This is a genomic window from Agrobacterium sp. LAD9 (genome assembly GCF_003031125.1).
Lineage (GTDB): Bacteria > Pseudomonadota > Alphaproteobacteria > Rhizobiales > Rhizobiaceae > Agrobacterium > Agrobacterium radiobacter.
Genome location: NZ_PHGS01000005.1, coordinates 42,654 through 59,607, shown reverse-complemented (window position 1 = coordinate 59,607; position 16,954 = coordinate 42,654). Strand labels below are relative to the sequence as shown.

Annotated in this window: 21 protein-coding genes; 1 reads left to right on the top strand and 20 read right to left on the bottom strand. The window is 64.1% G+C overall.

Annotated elements, in window-relative coordinates:
* From ccmI to DA915_RS04860, 14 genes are all read right to left on the bottom strand, one after another.
* Window positions 1–809, bottom strand: an 809-nt coding sequence (gene ccmI, locus DA915_RS04925; protein ID WP_192886409.1) for a c-type cytochrome biogenesis protein CcmI, incomplete at its 3' end; no start/stop codon positions are given.
* Window positions 810–969: 160 nt separating this feature from the next.
* Window positions 970–1,398, bottom strand: coding sequence for a membrane protein (locus DA915_RS04920; RefSeq protein WP_031233662.1), 429 nt, complete (start codon window positions 1,396–1,398; stop codon window positions 970–972).
* Between the two features lie 105 nt (window positions 1,399–1,503).
* Window positions 1,504–2,904, bottom strand: a complete 1,401-nt coding sequence (locus tag DA915_RS04915; RefSeq protein WP_003509813.1) for a HAMP domain-containing sensor histidine kinase — start codon at window positions 2,902–2,904, stop codon at window positions 1,504–1,506.
* A complete protein-coding gene (locus tag DA915_RS04910) occupies window positions 2,894–3,565 on the bottom strand; it encodes a response regulator transcription factor (RefSeq protein WP_003509815.1) in 672 nt (223 codons plus the stop codon). The genes DA915_RS04915 and DA915_RS04910 overlap by 11 nt, the downstream gene beginning before the upstream one ends.
* Window positions 3,566–3,658: 93 nt before the next feature.
* On the bottom strand, window positions 3,659–3,913 hold the full coding sequence (locus DA915_RS04905; RefSeq protein ID WP_003497070.1) for a hypothetical protein: 255 nt from the start codon (window positions 3,911–3,913) through the stop codon (window positions 3,659–3,661).
* Between the two features lie 137 nt (window positions 3,914–4,050).
* Window positions 4,051–4,257 (bottom strand): hypothetical protein, encoded by a 207-nt coding sequence (locus DA915_RS04900; RefSeq protein ID WP_161974039.1) that lies wholly within the window; start codon window positions 4,255–4,257, stop codon window positions 4,051–4,053.
* Window positions 4,258–4,291: 34 nt separating this feature from the next.
* Window positions 4,292–8,089, bottom strand: a complete 3,798-nt coding sequence (locus DA915_RS04895) for a glycoside hydrolase/phage tail family protein (protein WP_107675292.1) — start codon at window positions 8,087–8,089, stop codon at window positions 4,292–4,294.
* A gap of 16 nt (window positions 8,090–8,105) precedes the next feature.
* Window positions 8,106–8,540 carry an NlpC/P60 family protein gene (locus tag DA915_RS04890; RefSeq protein WP_107675291.1) on the bottom strand — a complete coding sequence of 145 codons (435 nt, stop codon included), beginning with the start codon at window positions 8,538–8,540 and terminating at the stop codon, window positions 8,106–8,108.
* Entirely contained in the window at window positions 8,537–9,421 is an 885-nt protein-coding gene (locus DA915_RS04885) for a DUF2163 domain-containing protein (RefSeq protein WP_107675290.1), read from the bottom strand. The genes DA915_RS04890 and DA915_RS04885 overlap by 4 nt, the downstream gene beginning before the upstream one ends.
* The gene (locus DA915_RS04880) at window positions 9,418–10,056 is read right to left on the bottom strand and encodes a TIGR02217 family protein (protein ID WP_107675289.1); all 639 of its coding nucleotides are present in this window, start codon (window positions 10,054–10,056) and stop codon (window positions 9,418–9,420) included. Before DA915_RS04880 ends, DA915_RS04885 begins: the two co-directional genes overlap by 4 nt.
* Before the next feature lie 48 nt (window positions 10,057–10,104).
* Window positions 10,105–10,686 carry a phage tail tape measure protein gene (locus DA915_RS04875; RefSeq protein WP_107675288.1) on the bottom strand — a complete coding sequence of 194 codons (582 nt, stop codon included), beginning with the start codon at window positions 10,684–10,686 and terminating at the stop codon, window positions 10,105–10,107.
* Between the two features lie 68 nt (window positions 10,687–10,754).
* Window positions 10,755–10,964 (bottom strand): rcc01693 family protein, encoded by a 210-nt coding sequence (locus DA915_RS04870; RefSeq protein ID WP_099085542.1) that lies wholly within the window; start codon window positions 10,962–10,964, stop codon window positions 10,755–10,757.
* Entirely contained in the window at window positions 10,961–11,320 is a 360-nt protein-coding gene (locus DA915_RS04865) for a gene transfer agent family protein (protein WP_107675287.1), read from the bottom strand. Before DA915_RS04865 ends, DA915_RS04870 begins: the two co-directional genes overlap by 4 nt.
* On the bottom strand, window positions 11,320–11,727 hold the full coding sequence (locus tag DA915_RS04860) for a phage major tail protein, TP901-1 family (protein WP_099086136.1): 408 nt from the start codon (window positions 11,725–11,727) through the stop codon (window positions 11,320–11,322). The genes DA915_RS04865 and DA915_RS04860 overlap by 1 nt, the downstream gene beginning before the upstream one ends.
* 90 nt (window positions 11,728–11,817) lie before the next feature.
* Between DA915_RS04860 and DA915_RS04855 the strand changes: the two genes are divergently transcribed.
* Window positions 11,818–13,017, top strand: a complete 1,200-nt coding sequence (locus DA915_RS04855) for an MFS transporter (protein ID WP_003509834.1) — start codon at window positions 11,818–11,820, stop codon at window positions 13,015–13,017.
* A gap of 7 nt (window positions 13,018–13,024) precedes the next feature.
* On the opposite strand, the gene DA915_RS04850 is transcribed toward DA915_RS04855, so the two are convergent.
* The 6 genes from DA915_RS04850 to DA915_RS04825 all read right to left on the bottom strand — a co-directional run bounded on the left by DA915_RS04850 (window position 13,025) and on the right by DA915_RS04825 (window position 16,764).
* Entirely contained in the window at window positions 13,025–13,420 is a 396-nt protein-coding gene (locus DA915_RS04850; protein WP_087743622.1) for a DUF3168 domain-containing protein, read from the bottom strand.
* Window positions 13,417–13,752, bottom strand: a complete 336-nt coding sequence (locus tag DA915_RS04845; protein WP_020809569.1) for a phage head closure protein — start codon at window positions 13,750–13,752, stop codon at window positions 13,417–13,419. Before DA915_RS04845 ends, DA915_RS04850 begins: the two co-directional genes overlap by 4 nt.
* A gap of 3 nt (window positions 13,753–13,755) precedes the next feature.
* On the bottom strand, window positions 13,756–14,325 hold the full coding sequence (locus DA915_RS04840; protein ID WP_107675286.1) for a phage head-tail connector protein: 570 nt from the start codon (window positions 14,323–14,325) through the stop codon (window positions 13,756–13,758).
* Window positions 14,326–14,507: 182 nt separating this feature from the next.
* The gene (locus DA915_RS04835; protein WP_107675285.1) at window positions 14,508–15,776 is read right to left on the bottom strand and encodes a phage major capsid protein; all 1,269 of its coding nucleotides are present in this window, start codon (window positions 15,774–15,776) and stop codon (window positions 14,508–14,510) included.
* 30 nt (window positions 15,777–15,806) lie between these two features.
* Window positions 15,807–16,415, bottom strand: coding sequence for an HK97 family phage prohead protease (locus DA915_RS04830; RefSeq protein ID WP_003509185.1), 609 nt, complete (start codon window positions 16,413–16,415; stop codon window positions 15,807–15,809).
* A 28-nt stretch (window positions 16,416–16,443) separates the two neighbouring features.
* Window positions 16,444–16,764 (bottom strand): DUF6107 family protein, encoded by a 321-nt coding sequence (locus DA915_RS04825; RefSeq protein WP_003509186.1) that lies wholly within the window; start codon window positions 16,762–16,764, stop codon window positions 16,444–16,446.
* Between the last annotated feature and the right edge of the window lie 190 nt (window positions 16,765–16,954).

Here is a 16,954-nt window from a genome sequence, read left to right as displayed (position 1 = left end):
CCGGTGCGGGCGATATGCTCTTGAACCAGCGGCAGCCACGGCGCGCCGGCCGGCGCATCGGCCGCCAGCGCTGCAAAGGCCGCGCGTGCTTCCTCCGCCTTGCCAGCCTGCTCCAGCGAAAGCGCCAGATAGAAGCGGGCGCGCGGATTACCAGGTTTCAACTGTTCGGCCTGCGCAAACGCATCGCGCGCGGCCTCTATGACGATGCCGTCATTGCCGGCAACCAGCGTTTCGCCAAGGCCCGTCAATCGTTCGGCGCTCGGCCCCAGAATACGAAGCGCATTGCGATAGGCAAGCTCGGCATCGCCAAGCCGCAATGTCTTGAAATAGATCGGCGCAAGAATGTCCCAGCCCGCACCGTCATCCGGATTCTGCGCCAGATGCCTTTCGGCCCGTGCGACCAGCAGGTTCATGTCGTTACCGGGCTTTTCAAGACGTGCCTCGAGCGGCATGTCCGGCACCTCCGGACTGCCGTTCCAGATGTAAAGACAGAGGCCGAGTGCGGGCAAGAGAATGGTGATGAGGCTGGCGGCGAGATTGTGCCGCAGCGGGCGCGCCTCTCTGCCGGGCTGCTCTTCCGTCTCGGCGGCAGCGAGAAGCCGGCGGCCGATTTCGGCGCGGGCATAGTCCGCTTCGGTTTGCCCGATCAGGCCGGCGGCGCGTTCGCGGTCAAGCTCGGCCAGCTGGTCGCGATAAACGGCAACCTCACCGTCGCGGCGCGTCTCGGGCGCCTCGGTCTTCCGCATCAGCGGGTACATCAGGACGATGGCAACAGCCGCCGTCAATATCGCAACGACAATCCAGAACATAAGGCTCAATTACTCGAATGCGCGGCACATGGAAACATGAAGCGCGGGGATGACGCGAATTTGAGACATCACGCCGCACCGCAGGCCATCTCCCGGCTGCACCGCTATGCCTCTTCTTGTCATCGCAAAAGGCCCGTGACCTTGATTTACGTCAAACTGGTTACGTCAGCGGCGACCAGCTTCCATCGGCATTGCGGCAGGCTGCACCGCGCGCCCTGGTTTCCCGTCCGTCGACCGTCAAGGTATGCGAATATTGCCGGCAATTCTGATTGCCGACCTGGTAGGGCGCATTGGCGACCACCTGGCCCTTGGCGTCATCGCCCGTCCAGGTGACAGGCGTGCCGACCGGGGCGGTTTCCAGCGCCTTATATTCGGCTTCCAGCGCCTTGGTCTGGTCACCCCTGTCAAGCTCAACGCCGCTTCGCCCGACAATGCCGCCTTCCAGATTGGCAAGGAACGGCGTCGAGGGCTGCGCAGAACGGCCAAACAGGCCGCCGCCCGCCGGGCGGGTGCCCGTGGTGGTGCAGGCGCTCAGCATCGATACGCACAGGATCGAGAGAAGTGCCGGGCGTGACACCAGCGAACGCATTGTCACGGAGCGGCAGCCATCATACACGTCAACCAAACCCTGTCCTCTTTCCTACCGCATTGCACCTAATATACCGGCATTGAATTTCTTGCCTTTTTTCTTGCCTCACGCAAGCTCTTTCGAAAGGCCCGGCAAAATCAGATCGGCTTTCAGGCCGCCGATGGCGCTGCGCGACAGCGAAAAGCGGCCATGGTACTCTGACACCACCTCGGAAACGATCGACAATCCGAGACCCGTGCCCGGCCGGCTCTCGTCCAGCCGCCTGCCGCGCTTCATCGCTTCGCTGATCTGTCCCGGCTCCAGCCCCGGCCCGTCATCCTCGACAGTCAGCTCCACCCAGGAGCGACGGGCGATTTCGGCGTCGGACGATGGGTGCGTGCCGGTCGCAAGCGTGATGACCACGCGCGTCTGCGCAAAACGCGCGGCATTTTCCAGAAGATTGCCGACAACCTCCTCCAGATCCTGCTGCTCCATGCCGAGCACGGCGCCTGCCTGCTCGAAATTCAGGACAAACTGCTTGTCGGGGTTCAGGCGACGCATGACGCGCACCAGCCGTTCCAGTGCCGGTTCCGCTTCCACGCGGGCAAGGATAGAACCGCGCTGGGCGGCGATGCGGGCGCGGGAGAGATAGGATTGCACCTGCGCCTGCATGGCATCGGCCTGCGCCCGCACCAGATCGCCATGCTGCGGGTCCAGCGTGCGCGCCTCGTTGAGAAGAACGGCGATCGGCGTCTTCAGCGAATGCGCGAGGTTGCCCACCTGCATGCGGGCGCGCTCCACGAGGCGGCGGTTGCTGTCGATGAGCGCATTGACCTCATTGGCCAACGGCTGGATTTCGCGCGGGAATTCACCTTCTAGGCTTTCCGCCTCCCCGCCCCTGATCTTGCCAAGCGCGACGCGAGCCTGATCGAGCGGCCTGAGACTGTAGAGAATGGCGAGGCCATTGACGACCAGACTGCCCACACCGAAAACGGCGAGCGCCAGATAGAGGCTGTTGGAGAAATCCCGTACATCGTCTTCCACGACATTCAGATTGCCGGAAACGCGGAAACGCGCCGCACGCCCCTCGCCATCCAGCACGACTTCGGTTTCCGCCACACGCACCTGATTGCCGGCCTCGTCGGTGACGGCATAAAAGCGCTCATAGCGGTTGTCGAAGGGCGCATCGAGAATGCTCGGCACCGGCAATGTCGACACGCCGAGCGACGAGGAAACCAGCGGCGCGGTCTGGAAATTGCCAAGCGGCTCGACAACCCAGTACCAGCCGGTATCTGGCTGCGAAAAGCGGAGATCGCCGAGCTGCGGGCTGCCGGCCAGCGTATTCTCGTTGGAAATCGTCACTGAGTTGATGACGTTATAGAGCTGCGCCCTGAGAAGATCGGTGAAGCTGCGCTCCACCCCCTGCCGGTAAAGCGTCGAGATGACGACGGCGATCACCACCAGCGCCAGCGCCGACCATAGCGAGGCGAGCAGCAGAACGCGGGCGGTGAGAGAATTACTTCGCATCTGCCGGTGCTTGCATCCGGTAACCGAGACCACGGATCGTCTCGATCAGATCAACCCCGAGCTTCTTGCGCAAACGTCCGACAAATACCTCGATCGTATTGGAATCGCGGTCGAAATCCTGATCGTACATATGCTCGACCAGCTCCGTGCGCGACACGACCTCGCCCATGTGATGCATGAGATAGGACAACAGCCGGAACTCATGCGAGGTGAGCTTCAGCGTCGTACCGTTGACGGTCGCCTTGGAGGATTTGGTGTCGAGCCGGACCGGGCCGCAGACGAGTTCGGAGGAGGCATGGCCGGCGGCGCGGCGGATGAGCGCGCGCACACGGGCGAGAACCTCTTCGACATGGAAAGGCTTGGTGACGTAGTCATCGGCTCCGGCGTCAATGCCGGCGACCTTGTCGCTCCAGCGGTCGCGGGCGGTGAGGATGAGAACAGGCATGGCCTTGCCGGCCGCACGCCATTTTTCGACGACGGTAATGCCATCCAGCTGCGGCAGGCCGATATCGAGAACGATCGCGTCATAGGGCTCGGTATCGCCGAGATAATGCCCTTCCTCGCCGTCAAATGCCTGATCGACAACATAACCGGCTTCTTTCAGCGCGTCGGTCAGCTGCCGATTGAGATTGGCATCGTCCTCAACAACGAGAATACGCATTATCAGCCCTTTCCTTCCGTCCCGGCCCGCGCGCGGGGTCGGTCATGCTAAATGTTTCGGATTGTTTTCCGATATTTCGGCGATGCGGGCAAGCTACATCGGCACGCGCATCGTCACCTTGCGCGGGCGCTCGCCATTACCCTGGACGAGAACGGTGACGACACAGGACTGACCATCGCCGGAAGGATAGACCGAAAGCAGCTGACCACCGGTTTCGCGCACGACGCGGGCAACGGCTGCGCCGCAGTCGCTCGCTGCCAGTATGTAATGGCCCTGCAGATCAGCCTCGGGCGCCGTGAAACCGGAAAGCCCGGCTGCAAGCGTCGCGATGATGAGAGGTGATGCCATTGCACAAACTTCCAAAAAACCGGGTGCGTCTCGAACCGTATTGTGACCGAATATGTAGCGCAAAGCGTCTGAATGGCAAATGAATGCCGCCCCCGCCGCAAGGGCGTAACGCGGGAGCGGCGTCTTCGCATGTGCTGTCAGCGAATGGCGCTGGTCGCCGAAAGGCGGCCGTAAAGTGCGATCAGGCCGCCAATTCCGCCCGCAACCGTCACCAGCCCGTCCGCAAGTTCGCCTTGCAGACCGGCGGGCAGTTCAAGGCCGGCAATGCTGAAAAGCGGTGCGAAAACCGCGACCAGAGCACCCCAGATCGTGCGCGATTGATACCACGCTTTGGTACTGTCCATAATCTCATCCTTTGCGTTGTTTTTCAGACACATGTCAGATCGGCAGAACGGCCTTGGCCGCCACGCCCGAGGGCACCGCGCGGCCGAGCTGGCGGACACGCACGGAAATGTGATCCCGCAAGGCCGGGAAATCTGTGAGTTCGTCTGCGGCGGGGTAAAACCACACGGGTTCTGAAACCTCCGCCACGCGCCGCACCGTCTCGCCGTCCAGCACCTCGACGCGATAAAGCTCGAAGGGCTCGTCCAGCGGGATCTCGCTCGCATCCCAGCCGTCGGCCTCCACCCGGCCCCGACGTTTCCACCTGAACAGCACGCCATCCCCGCGCCGTTCGGCGGAAAGATGGACCGGCGCGAGCGGCGTCAGCGCCCGCAAGCCTCCCTCGAAGGCAAAAGGCCCGCTCATTGCGCCCGCCATTCCCGCAGCTTCCGCGATCCAGCTCAGGCGTCGTCCGCGCTCGCTCGCGGCAAGACCCAGCGGCTGCACCGCCTGATCCAGAACCACCACCGGCGCACCCTTTGGCGCGCCTGCGGCCAGTGCGTCTTCCGTGCCAGCCAGTCCCCGCAGGAGAGAGGAAAGCCGCCAACGTGAGGGTGCGATTTCTTCGGCCTTTGCGAAAGCGACGATTTCCCACACGCCGTTTGCGGCCTTGATGGCGAGACGGTTCTCGCCGTTCAGCACCGAAAGCTCCGCGGCCGACGACACTTCACCGAAGGGCAGATCGACGAGGATGGCGTTTTTCCGGTCGAAACGGCCGGGAGGGCCTGATATCAGCGGCATTGCCAGCGCGCCGATCATCGCCGGCCGGTCAAGCAGAACGCGCTGCCGGTAACCTTCCCTGCCCGGCGACGCGGAAATGATGATGGGTCGCCAAGGCTTTGCGAGGGCGGCAATCCGCGCCGAATCCTCCGGCGCGGTGCCGTCATGGCAGGGAAGATCGAGAAACAGTACCTCGGGCGCGAACCCTTCCGCACCGCTTGCGCCGTTGCTGCGCCGTTCCTCCGCACCACCAGCGAAAACCGAAAAGGCGGCGGAAAAGGCCCGCGCCTCCACCTGCCGCACCGCGCCGTCCTCAATGCGGCTCACCAGAAACCGCCCGGAAGGCGCCTGCGGAAAGGCGCCTTCCGGCAGGCGGATGCAATCGCCGGGTTCGATGGTGATTTCGGAGGGCGGCAGGGCAAAGCGCAGGCTGCGCTGCGCCTGCCGGTTGTCGCGCAACAGCGCCTCGACCGCCGCTTCCGCCGTTTCCGAAGGCAGGGCGGCGTTAAGATCAAGCCGCATCACCCGGCTACCGGCATTGTCGATGCGGCGGGACCTTGCACTCCCCTGCTCGTAATCCAGCGCCGGGTTGAAAGACGTCAGCACGGCCTCTGCCGCAAAATCGCTGTCATGGCCGCGACTTTCCGACCAGAGCGGCTCGTCCTCCAGATCGGCCAGCACGGCAATATCGCGGACCGGCAAAACCGCCGTGTTACGGGAGCGGAAGCGCAGGGTTCCGCCATCTTCCGCCACATCCACCTGGAAAGCCGCCATCAGCGGCTCCAGGAGGTTGCGGGCCGAGGTCACGTCACCCTGCACATAACCGGTCAGATCACCGCTGACGGCGGACACGTCGAAGGCGGAAAAGCCGTGATCGGTGAGGATGGCGGCGATGGTATCGGCGAGTGTGGCCGTTCCCAGCCGGCCATTCAGCCAGTGGCCAGTGCGCCAGTTCGCCCCATCGCTCCATGCCGCGCCATTCTGCGGAAAGGCGGGAAAAGGCCGTGCATCCCAGGTCCACAGATAGACCCTGTCTGCATCGACCATCGCTGCGGCCTCACGCCAATGGTCGAGATGCGCCTCGAGAAACCGCCGCTGCTGGCTGTCGGCGCGGCTTCGGCGGGAGAAATAAGGAAAGGCGTTTTCCGCCGATTTCGGATCGGGAAAGACATTGGGGCGTGTCGCGCTCTTGTCCACCGCCGGGCAGCCGAGTTCGGTGAACCAGATCGGCTTCGAGCCCGGCACCCATGCGGTCGGGGCGGATTTCTCCGTTCCCCGCAGCCGGTCGAAATGGAGATTGCCCCACCAGTTCCTGATGTCCTTGTAGCGGAACACCCATGGCTTGGCCTTCAGCCCGTCGGTTATGGGCGTGCGCTGCCGCGCCGCGCGGCCGGCATCGCTTGCATAATACCAGTCGAAGCCCTCGCCTGCCGTGATGGCATAACGGAATGCGGCGGCATCATCCGGGCCGGTCATGCCATCGGAACTGCCGTTCGCGGCATCCTCGTCACGCCAGTCGGAGAGCGGCATGTAATTGTCGATACCAACAGCATCGATATCAGGGCTCGCCCAGAGCGGGTCGAGGTGGAAGAACACGTCGCCCGAACCATCTGCCGGCTGGTGGCCGAAATATTCGCTCCAGTCCGCCGCATAGGTCAGCTTCACCGCCGGCCCCATCACGGCCCGTACGTCGCCCGCCAACCGCACCAGTTCCTCGACAAAGGGAAAGGCATCATTCTCGTCTCTCAGCGCCGTCAGCCCACGCAGTTCCGAGCCGATCAGGAAGGCATCCACCCCGCCCGCCCGAGCCGCCAGCGCCGCATAATGCAGCACCATGCGGCGGTAACCTTCATCGCGATTGCAGAAGGCGGAAACCTGCGTCCGTGCGCCCGCGCTGCGATCCGCAGAACCGGCCCTGCCGGGTGCGGGAAAGCAGGTGATGCGCCCGCGCCAGGCATAAGCGTCCTGCTCGCTTTTGCCATAGGGGTCTGCAAGACCGTTACCGACGGGAACATCCATCATCACGAAGGGATAAAGGCACACTCGCAAACCCCGCGCCTTGAGATCGGCGATGGCCTGCAACACGCTTTCGTCGTTGGGTGTACCGCCATAGGCGGGACCGTCGCCGTGATGGCTGACGAGATGCGCCTCGCCGCGCGAAAGGCCGGCGACGGACCATGGCATCGTTTCCCCATCCCGGCCGTCCACCTCCACGCCGGGCAGAATGCGGCATTCACCCACCCGCATATCCGTGCCGAACCAGCTCACCACCAGCGCCACGCTCTCAAGATTGGGGCAGAGCGCCTGCAATTCGTCGATTGCCGCCTGCCAATCCGTCGCGGCGGTCAAACCATTGCGGTTCATGATGCGGCTTTGGCCGATGCCCGTTCGTTCGGAAACCTGCACGGTGGCGTAACCATGTTCCGTTGCGCCGGGGATGACGGTGATGGCGCGGATGGCTTTTTCCAGCCGTCCGACAGGCCGCACCACTTCGAACTGCATCAGCGGGATACGGTTGCCATAACTATCGAGCGGCAGACGTTCGAACACCACATAGGCCAATCCGCGAAAGGCCGGCGCATTGCCCGCCCCCTGCTTCGCCTCGATCAAAGGATCGGGCAATTGTGTCTCGCTGCCGGAATAAAAACGCATCTCGATGGCGCTCAGGTCCAACTCCCGCCCATCGGCCCAGACACGCCGCACCATGGCCGCCTCACCTTCGCACAGGCCGATGGCGACATTGGCAAAATAGCGAAAGGTTTCGACCTTCGGGCCACGGTTGCCCTTGCCGCCGCGGCGCTCCACCTCGATGCTTTCTTCAAAACGCGTCGCCCAGATCAGCGTGCCGCCGATCCTTGCGGTGCCATAAAGCCGGCTGATCGCCGCCCCCTCATCCGCCCCCGGAATGCGCGCCGTCGAAAGACGCGCGCCCGTTACCGTCCGCCCGTTCGAAAGCAGCGTGCGGTCGATGGCATTGCCCGCCAGCGCCCCGGCCGCCCGGCCGATCATTGCGCCCAAAGGACCGAAAATGCCGCCGAGCGCCGCACCCGCCGCCTGAAAAACGATTGTCGCCATGCTCGCCTCGAAAAACTCAGGGATCGGGAAAACGAAAGATACCGGCGATGCGCCGCCTCCAGCCCGGCACCAGCGCCGAACGCACCACCGCCGCCTGTTCATAGGCATGGATGAAATGCTGTGACCCGGCCAGAATGCCGAGATGTTTGGCCGCCGCATCGGCCCGCCAGCGAAACAGCAGCAGGTCTCCCGACCTTGCCTCTTCCATGCGCGGAACCGCCAGAAAATGGCGTTCCGCCGCCGCCATCAACCGGTCCTCGCCGCCGCGTTCAGCCCAATCGGGCGCATAGGGCGGCGGCAATTCCGGTTCGTGGCCGTAAATTCCGCGCCAGATACCGCGAACGAGGCCGAGGCAATCGCAGCCGACACCCTTCAACGAGGCCTGATGCCGATAGGGCGTGCCGATCCAGCCTCCGGCGAGCGCCAGCACTCTTTCGCCGGTGTCGCTCATGGAAACAGCGCCCCACCGTCATGGCTCTCACCGCCGCTCGCATAGGAATAGGCGAAATCCGCCCCCGGCAGATGCGGGAAGCCCCGGAAATTCAGATGATTGGTGAATTTCGCCCGGCAAGTGGTGAAACTCTTGTCGCAGCCGGCGGTGACAGAAAACGTGTCCCCCGGCGAAGGCAGCTGTTCCGGCGGCAGCCAGAAGGACAGATGCACGCCGCCGTCACGCCGCTCGTGGCCATCGAGGTCGAAACTCTTGGCCGCCAGCAGGCCGGCCAGAAAGCGGAGCTTTCCCCGGCTGAAAAAACCATCGGCAAAGGCATCGAGCCCTGACACGAGCAGGCCGCCCGAGGCATCCACCGCCACAACGTTGCCATGGCCGGTAAACGGCTCGAGATCGACACCGCAACGCCTGTCCCCGAGTGCGGCATCGCAGCGACGCCCATAGACCCTGCCCTGCGGCTGGCCGAGGCGATGGGCAAGGCTGCGCAGCTCGGCGCGAAACGCCCCGCCAGCCCGTGTCACCTCGCCAATCTCGCGCATGTTCAGCAGCATATGCTGGTCAGGCGCCTGCCAGTTGACGAGGAAAAGCTCCACCCTCGCACCATCGAAACGCCCGGCGGCAAGATCGTCTTCCGCAATCGCCTCGCTCGAAAAACCGCCCGCCACCTCCCCGGCACTCGCGCCCAGCCCCATTTCGCTGTCGCTGTCGCTGGCCGAAAAGCCGCTGGCGGCAAGGTAGGAGGTGCCGCCGAACACGATCATCTCATCATGATCGGTAAAACCGATCGTGACGCCATCCTTCAGTGTCACCTTCCAGCAATGGCATGTGGTCGTCGCATCTCCCTTGAGATGCTCGGCAAGGGCGGCGGGAATGGTTTTCATGGCAGGATTTCCATCAGTGGAATGGAGGGAATGCGGCCCGCCTCGAAAGCGGTCAGGTTTACGTCGATACGGTCGATCGCGAAACGGACCGGCACGTCGAATTCAAAACCGGCGCGGATCGCGGCGCCGGCGGGCGGCACGCGGCCCGCCCGGAAGAGCACCATGCCGGTGGCGTGATCGACCGAAATATCGGCCGCTTCCGCCTTCACCCCCTCGACCGAAACAATGACCGAACCCTCCGCTGGTTTATCGATCCGCCGCGTGAAGGAGCCGCCGGCATCGGCATAGGTCTTCAGCAACTCAAAACCCGCCGTCACCCCATCGCCGGTACCAATCCTCTGATCGGTCGAGGCAGGCGTCTCTCCCGGCGGGCAGGATTTGAAATCCACGGGATCGCGAAAACGAAAGCCGTAAAGCTCACCGCGCCGCGCCTCGAAAAAGGCGAGCACCTCATAGAGATCGGCGACGGAGCGGATACCGGATCCGGCGTCATAGCTGCGTCTGGCGTTCCTCCAGCGCTGGTTGCGACTCTCCCGGCCGTTGGACAGGTTGACGATATCCGTCCGCCTCACCGGCCCGCCGCTGACGCCGAGCGCGAGCCGCAACGGAAAGCGCACTTCATGAAATGCCGCCATGTCGTTGTTCCTGGATTCTTTTCAATGGTCTGGGAAAGTGAGCGCGCGTCACAATCCGCGCTGGCCGCGTCCGACGCTGCGCGCCAGCATGGCGGCGATCTGGCCTTCGCTTTTGCGGAAGCTCGCAGCATCCGTCGCCGTCACGTTAAAAACGATCTGCGCCCCGCCGCCGCCCGCAGGTGCGGCAACACCGAGGGTGCCATCCGAACCGCGCTTCAGCGGCAAAATCGCTTCCGCCCCCGCCTCACCCATCAGGCCAAGTCCGCCGCCCATCGGAAAAAAGGCGGGGCTGGAGACCACGCCGCCATCGGCAAAAGGCGTGATGCTGCGCCCCGGCACCCCGCCATCGGCAAAGGCGAACAGCGAACCGCCGCCGTTCAACAACCCGCCGACGGCATCGCCAATAATGCTCTCCAGCGGTTTCAGCCCGGCCGAAAGCGCGATGCCGGACAGCCGTTGGCCAAGCCCGCGCAACACATCGTCCAGCCCCTTGCCGCCCGTCGCCGCCGCCTGCAGGGCCGAGGTCAGGGCCGCACCGAACCGCTCGGTACGCTGCTCGAGATCACCCATCACCTCGGAGAGCGCCTCCGCCTCCTCCCGGTTCTCCGCAATCGATCTTTCGCCCGTCATCGCGCTTGCCTTTCTGATTCAAACCGGAGCCGCAAAATTTTGAAATGCCATTCGTTTTTGAGATCAACTCACCCATCCGGAAACTGCCGCATCATCCCCTCCATGGCCTGACGGTCAGGGCCGCGCGAAGCGGCGTTGCCACCCGTCATCGCGAAAAATTCCCTCGGGGTCATCATCCAGAAGGTTTCGGAGGAAAGCCGCAGCAGGAAGAGGCCGGTATGGATCACCGCGTCCCAGGGGAATGGGCGCGGCGTCGCCTCGCCTGCTGCGGCACTCAAGGGTCCGGTGGCGTCTCGCCTTTCAACCCGCCGAAAGTCGCGGTCAGAAGATCGGCGACGATCGCGGCGTGGCCGGCAATGCCTCCTTCCACCGTGGCGGCGGCCACATCCTCGTCGGAAACGACGTTGCCCGCGCCGCGCAGGCCCGCGCCGATCACCCGGATCATGTCCACCGCCTTCATGCGCCCGCTCGCGAAACGTTCAGCGAGCGCGGTGAGGTCATCGGCTTCAAAGGCGGTTTCGAGTTCGGCAAGAGCCCCGAGCGTCAGGCACAGGATGCGCCTTTCGCCGTCTATCAGCGCTTCTATCTCGCCGCGATGGCGGTTCGCCCGCCCGTAACGTAACCCTTGCGGCATCACAGCGCTCCGAATGTTAGAAGACCGGCCGATTCCAGCGCGATCTCGAATTGCACTTCGCCATCGTGGCGGCCGGAATATTCGAGCGCGACGATCTGGAAGGGGCCGGCAATAGAGCCGAAATCGGGAATGACGATCTGCCAGCCGGGAATGCTGCCCGCAAAAAATGCGCCGCGCACCAGCGCATCGCTCGCCTGGTCCTTGAAGATGCCGGAGGCCGTGAGCGATGCCCGCTGCACGCCCGCGCCGGCGAGAAGCTCGCGCCAGCGCCCGGCGCTTTCGGCATCCGTCACGTCGACCGCCTGCGCATTGAAGGCCAGCCGTTTTGTTCTCAGCCCCGCCACGGTCGCAAAGGCGCCGGCATTGTCGATCTTCAGCAGCAGGTCCTTGCCCTTCTGCGCCACCATGTTGTTTCCTTTCATTTAAATTGCGGTTGCGGGGGTGCGGCGGGCCTGCTACCAAATGGTTTCCCGCACCTCGCACCCCGCGATCTCACCATGTCCGACGCCGCCTCCATGACGTCCCGCGTGCGCCTTATCGGCGTGCTGGCGCTTGGGCAGATCATCAGCTGGGGCAGCGGTTTCGACATGTTGGCCATTCTGGCGCCACGGATCGGCGGCGAACTGGCGATCGGCAACGAGATCGTTTTTGCCGGCCTCACCATCATGATGCTGATCAGCGCGCTTTGCGGCCCGCTGCTGGGAAGAATGCTCGTCCAGCGCGGCGCGGCGCCTGTGCTGGTGGCCGGCTCAGTACTCTTTGCCGCCGGCTTTGCCGTGCTCGCCTTTTCGGGCGGTGTCACAAGCTATCTTTTCGGCTGGGCCGTAATGGGTCTGGCCGCGACCTGCGGGTTGACGACGGCGGCCCATACCGCCGTGGTGGAGCGTGTGGGTGCGGAAAGCGGCCGGTTGCTGACGCTTCTGATGCTGTTCACCGGGCTTTCGGGCGCGGTTTTCCTGCCCGTCACCGCGCTGGCGGAACAACATCTCGGCTGGCGCGGCACACTTCTGCTCTATGCCTGTCTGCAGCTCTTCGTGCTTCTGCCGCTCTATTTCTTCATCCTTCCCGACCGTCCGCCCCGCAAGGAAGCGAAGCGGCAGAAAGCCGACGCCCTTTCGTCCACGCCAGTCGATACACGCCGGGCTTTTCTGCTTCTGGCGGCCATGACGACGATCAGCGCCTTTACGACCTTCGGCCTGTCGCCGCTCCTGCCGCTGCTGCTCGTTCAGGCGGGCGCAACGCAATCGCTTGCCGTCCAGCTGGCATCGGCGCGCAGCCTGCTGGCAATTACGGCGCGCGGGCTGGATTTCCTGCTTGGGAAACGCGGCAGCCCCTTCCTCACCGCCATGATCGGCTTCTGTCTTCTGCTGCTGTCGCTGCTGCTGTTGCTTGGCTTTGCCCCGGCCATGCCGGCTTTCATCGGTTTCATCATTTTTTTCGGTTTCGGCGCCGGTGTGCTCACCGTCAGCCGGGCCGTGCTGCCGCTGGCGGTATTTTCCCCGGAAGAATATGGGCTGCAGGCCGCGCGTATCTCCCTGCCGCAGAACCTCGCCATTGCCGTTGCACCTGTTATTTTCACGCTAGCGCTGGATCGCGGCGGGGTGGCGGCCATGCTTGGCGTCGCCGCCGTGCTGATCGCCATTTCGTTTGTGCTCCTGATCGTCCTGTGGAAAACCGTGCGCAGGCAGAACGCCTGAAACGGCACTACTCCGTCACCGCCCTGAAGCGCATCTCGACGATGAAATTCCGGGTCTTCGCCTCGCGGCGCGAGCGGCTGGAGAGAAGATGCAGATTGACGAGAGAGACCCCGGCAATCGGCAGCGCCGCATCGTCGAGCAGGCTCGTCACACGAGCGGTGATCTCCCCCGCACCCTTGCGGCCATTGGCATCGCTCCAGATCTGCAGCGAGAGGAAATGCTCCTCGGCCTTTTCCGTGGCGGTCGAATAATCCCTGCTTTCAAGATCGCCGATAACGATGCATGGCAGAACCGCGCGCGGCAGAAGCCGGTCGACAATGCCGCCGGGGATGAGCGCCGTCAGCACCGCATCGCCCGTCAGCCATGCGAAAATCGCCTGAAGAAGCGGGTTTGCGGCGCTCATCGGCTTTCCTCCTCGCAGCGGCAGACGATAAAGCGACATGTCTCATCCGGGTCCATCACGGCCCGGATCGCCAGAATGCGGCGGCCCTTGCGAAAGCGCATGCCAGCGGTGATGTCATCGCGGTAAGCCAGCCAGACGCGGTGGGTGATCGTCACGCCCTCGGCCGAGGCCCGTTCATGGGATGCCTCCGAAACGGGTTCGATCGCAGCCCAGAGCGACCGCAGGAAATTCCAGCTTTCCGCAGCACCACCCTGCCCGTCCGGCGTTTCGGTCCGCACGTCCAGTTCCAGCCGCGCCGTCAGCTTGCCGGGATCGAGAAAAACAAGGTTCATGTCTCAAAGCCCCAGACGGCAGAAGGGCGCAACCAGCCGCTCGTAGCCGGCGGGAACGGCGGCGGGCTGGTTTTCCGGGGCGACAGCACCGCGAAAGGCGAACATCTGTGCCACATGCATCAGCATGGCGCGTTTCAGCGTGTCGGGCACATCCGTTCCCGCTTCGCCGTAACCGGCAATGAAATCGATCTCGATGCCGTTCATCGCCCGGCCGGGAGCCGGCGGATCGCGCAGCCACAGCCTTGCCGGACGCGCCGCACCGTCGAGCAATTTCTCCCCGGCGGTGATATCCGCCGAATGCCCCTCTCCGTCAAAAACCAGAATCGTTTCGATGGCTTGCACCGGTGTCCTGCCAATCAGAATCACGCCCGTCTGCGGCCACCGGTCAAGATAAAGCCGCCAGGTCTGACGGAGGAGGCAAAGCCCGCTCGTGCGTTCCAGATGCTCGCGGGCGATGCGGATGAGTGCGGCAAGAAGCGCGACCTCGTCGTCGCCGTCGAGGCGCAGATGCGCCTTGACCTCGGCAAGCGTCAGCGGCTCCGCCTGCGGCGGATGAATGAGGGCATAGGTCATGGGGTCTCCGGAAGGACGGCAATCAAAGAGGGAGCGAGCGGTGGCGGCTTGTTGCCTTCTCCCCGAGAGGGAGAAGGTCGCGGCAGCGGGATGAGGGGGTGACGGTAGAGATATTCGGCAACGTTGCCCCTCATCTGCCCTTCGGGCATCTTCTCCCCGGCGGGGAGAAGAAAGGGCCGCGGTCAATTCACCCCGAATTTCACCAGCTTGATCGCCTCGAAATTCTGCACGCCGCCGCCCACACGCTTGGTGGTGTAGAACAGCACATAGGGTTTGGCCGAATAGGGATCGCGCAGGATGCGCACGCCCGTGCGATCAACGACGAGATAGCCGGCGCGGAAATCGCCAAAGGCGATGGCAAAGCTGTTGGCCGCCACATTCGGCATGTCCTCCGCTTCCGTCACCGGGAAGCCCATCAGCGAGGCCGGCTGGCCGGCGGCGGCGGGCGGGTGCCACAGATAGGCGCCGCTCGTATCCTTGAAGCGGCGCAGCGCCCCTTGCGTCTTGCGGTTCATCAGGAAGGTGCCGTTCTGGCGGTGGCCGGCCTTTAACGCATAGACGGCATCGAGCAGCACATCCATCGGCCCGGCGGAAGCAAAGCCGGCCGAAACGCCGGTCGCGACATAACCGATGTTACCCCAGCTCCAGCTATCATTGGCGACGGTGGTATAGGAGAGGAAACCCTTGGGCTTGCTGGCGCCATCGCCGGCGATGAAAGCGGCGGCCTCCTGTTCGGCGAAAGCGATGTCCACCTCGGAAGCAATCCAGGCCTCGATATCGACAGCGGCATCATCCAGCAGGCCCTGCGTAGCCGCCGGCATGGCGTAAAGTTCCATGGTCGGGAAGGAAAGCTCGGCAAGCTGCGGCGTTGCCGTCTGCGGGCGCGCCGCCGTTTCGGAGACCCAGCCGGTCGTCATGCCGCCGGGCGCGAAGGGCTTTTTCAGCACGGCGGCGGAAACCTGCCGCACGGTTGCCAGTGCGCGGATCGGCGAAATCGCCGTCATGCGCCGGCCGATCTCGCCATCCGTCTCACTCGGCAGCAGGAAGCCGCCATCGGCTCCGGTCGAGCCGGCAAAAGCCTTCGCCTCCAGATCGCGCAGCGCGCCTTCCTCACCGCGGCGGATATAGGCCTCGAAAGCGGCCTTGTGCTCCTCGGCATCGTGGGAAAGCGCGTCCTTGCGGCCAAGTGCGGGGCGCGCTTTCCTGAGCGCCAGATCGTCCATGATCCTGCGGTTGTCGTCGAGCGTCTTGTCGATGCGGTCGAGCTTGTCGCGGGTCACGACATCAGCCCCCATCTTGCGCTCGATATCGGCAAGCCGCTGGTCGTTGGTTTCGCGGAAGGCCTCGAAGGCTTCCATGAACTCATCGAAGGCGGCCGTCACCGTATCGGGCACGGCCTTCACCTGCGGCGCGACGGTCATCGGGGCCGGTTTCGTCATCTGGTCTGTCATGTCGTTTCCTTGTGGGTGATTGTCCGGAAGTCAGCGTTTGAATGCCGTGTCGAACAGCGAGCGGGCAGCGCGACGCATGTTGCGCACCAGCTCGGTCTCGCGGTCGCGGAAGAAGCGGGCGTGCTTGACGTCGGAAACCCGCGCGGACGGCAGCATCGGGAAGGTCACGACCGAAATTTCCCAGAGATCGGCCTCCAGAATGCGCCGGACGCCTGAGCCCGCCGCCTTGCCGGAGCGCCCATCCTTACTGGAACGCCCCTCTTTACTCGAACGTACGGTGCGAAAGCCGATCGACAGCCCGTCCAGCGCGCCGGTCTTCATCAGCGAATGCACCTCGCGGGAGCGGGCGACGCCGGGTGCGAGAACGCCCTCCACATAAAGGCCGCGCTCATCCTCGCGGATGGTCCGCCAGGCGCCGATAGGTTCGGCAGGGTCGTGCTGATAGAGCATGCGGATGCCGGCCGCGCCCCGCTCCTCGATGGAGCGACGGAACGCGCCGCGCTCGATGACATCCTGACCGAGATCGATCTCGCCGAAGACGCTGGCATAGCCGGAAAAGGTGCCGTCGCTGGTAATGCCGCGCAGCTCCAGATTGGCGAATTTGCGCGTGGCGGGACGCGGCCCGCGATAAACGTGCATGGAAAACTCCTGCGATGTGAAGGAAGTGTCAGGCGCGCGGGCGGGCGCTGTAACGGTCGGCGATACGCACCAGCACGCCCAGCCCCCACCACGCCCCCATGCTGGCGGCGGCGGACCCCGCCACCATGATTTCCCGCCCCGAAAGCGCGCCGGCAATATCGAGCTGCTGCACGATCCACAGGCCGATCGGCCCGCCGAAGATCATGCCGCAGGACACGCCGGTGATGAAACGGCTCGCAGCCTCACGTTTGCTTTTCGGCAGGAGGTAGACGAGCGACACACCCGCGCCCGCCACGGCGCCGGTGATGCGGGCGGCCCAGATGCCGGCCTCATTGGCGAATTCAGACATGGGTAATCATTCCGTTCTAGGATGTTGTTATCGGGCGGACGCGCCGCGTCGCACGCAGGCGTTTTTTGCGCGCCTGCGCCGGGTGATTTTGTGAGTCTTCGGAATCGCTTGGGCGGAAGACCTCACAGGGAGATTCCGCTTCTTCAGAAAATGATTGAACACGAGGCCGGGGCTTCGATCCCGCCGGGTC

Bases quoted from the DNA above. Each gene is read 5' to 3' on its own strand.
- DA915_RS04920 (WP_031233662.1), bottom strand. From the start codon at position 1,398: ATGCGTTCGCTGGTGTCACGCCCGGCACTTCTCTCGATCCTGTGCGTA.
- DA915_RS04915 (WP_003509813.1), bottom strand. From the start codon at position 2,904: ATGCGAAGTAATTCTCTCACCGCCCGCGTTCTGCTGCTCGCCTCGCTA.
- DA915_RS04910 (WP_003509815.1), bottom strand. From the start codon at position 3,565: ATGCGTATTCTCGTTGTTGAGGACGATGCCAATCTCAATCGGCAGCTG.
- DA915_RS04905 (WP_003497070.1), bottom strand. From the start codon at position 3,913: ATGGCATCACCTCTCATCATCGCGACGCTTGCAGCCGGGCTTTCCGGT.
- DA915_RS04900 (WP_161974039.1), bottom strand. From the start codon at position 4,257: ATGGACAGTACCAAAGCGTGGTATCAATCGCGCACGATCTGGGGTGCT.
- DA915_RS04895 (WP_107675292.1), bottom strand. From the start codon at position 8,089: ATGGCGACAATCGTTTTTCAGGCGGCGGGTGCGGCGCTCGGCGGCATT.
- DA915_RS04890 (WP_107675291.1), bottom strand. From the start codon at position 8,540: ATGAGCGACACCGGCGAAAGAGTGCTGGCGCTCGCCGGAGGCTGGATC.
- DA915_RS04885 (WP_107675290.1), bottom strand. From the start codon at position 9,421: ATGAAAACCATTCCCGCCGCCCTTGCCGAGCATCTCAAGGGAGATGCG.
- DA915_RS04880 (WP_107675289.1), bottom strand. From the start codon at position 10,056: ATGGCGGCATTTCATGAAGTGCGCTTTCCGTTGCGGCTCGCGCTCGGC.
- DA915_RS04875 (WP_107675288.1), bottom strand. From the start codon at position 10,686: ATGACGGGCGAAAGATCGATTGCGGAGAACCGGGAGGAGGCGGAGGCG.
- DA915_RS04865 (WP_107675287.1), bottom strand. From the start codon at position 11,320: ATGCCGCAAGGGTTACGTTACGGGCGGGCGAACCGCCATCGCGGCGAG.
- DA915_RS04860 (WP_099086136.1), bottom strand. From the start codon at position 11,727: ATGGTGGCGCAGAAGGGCAAGGACCTGCTGCTGAAGATCGACAATGCC.
- DA915_RS04855 (WP_003509834.1), top strand. From the start codon at position 11,818: ATGTCCGACGCCGCCTCCATGACGTCCCGCGTGCGCCTTATCGGCGTG.
- DA915_RS04850 (WP_087743622.1), bottom strand. From the start codon at position 13,420: ATGAGCGCCGCAAACCCGCTTCTTCAGGCGATTTTCGCATGGCTGACG.
- DA915_RS04845 (WP_020809569.1), bottom strand. From the start codon at position 13,752: ATGAACCTTGTTTTTCTCGATCCCGGCAAGCTGACGGCGCGGCTGGAA.
- DA915_RS04840 (WP_107675286.1), bottom strand. From the start codon at position 14,325: ATGACCTATGCCCTCATTCATCCGCCGCAGGCGGAGCCGCTGACGCTT.
- DA915_RS04835 (WP_107675285.1), bottom strand. From the start codon at position 15,776: ATGACAGACCAGATGACGAAACCGGCCCCGATGACCGTCGCGCCGCAG.
- DA915_RS04830 (WP_003509185.1), bottom strand. From the start codon at position 16,415: ATGCACGTTTATCGCGGGCCGCGTCCCGCCACGCGCAAATTCGCCAAT.
- DA915_RS04825 (WP_003509186.1), bottom strand. From the start codon at position 16,764: ATGTCTGAATTCGCCAATGAGGCCGGCATCTGGGCCGCCCGCATCACC.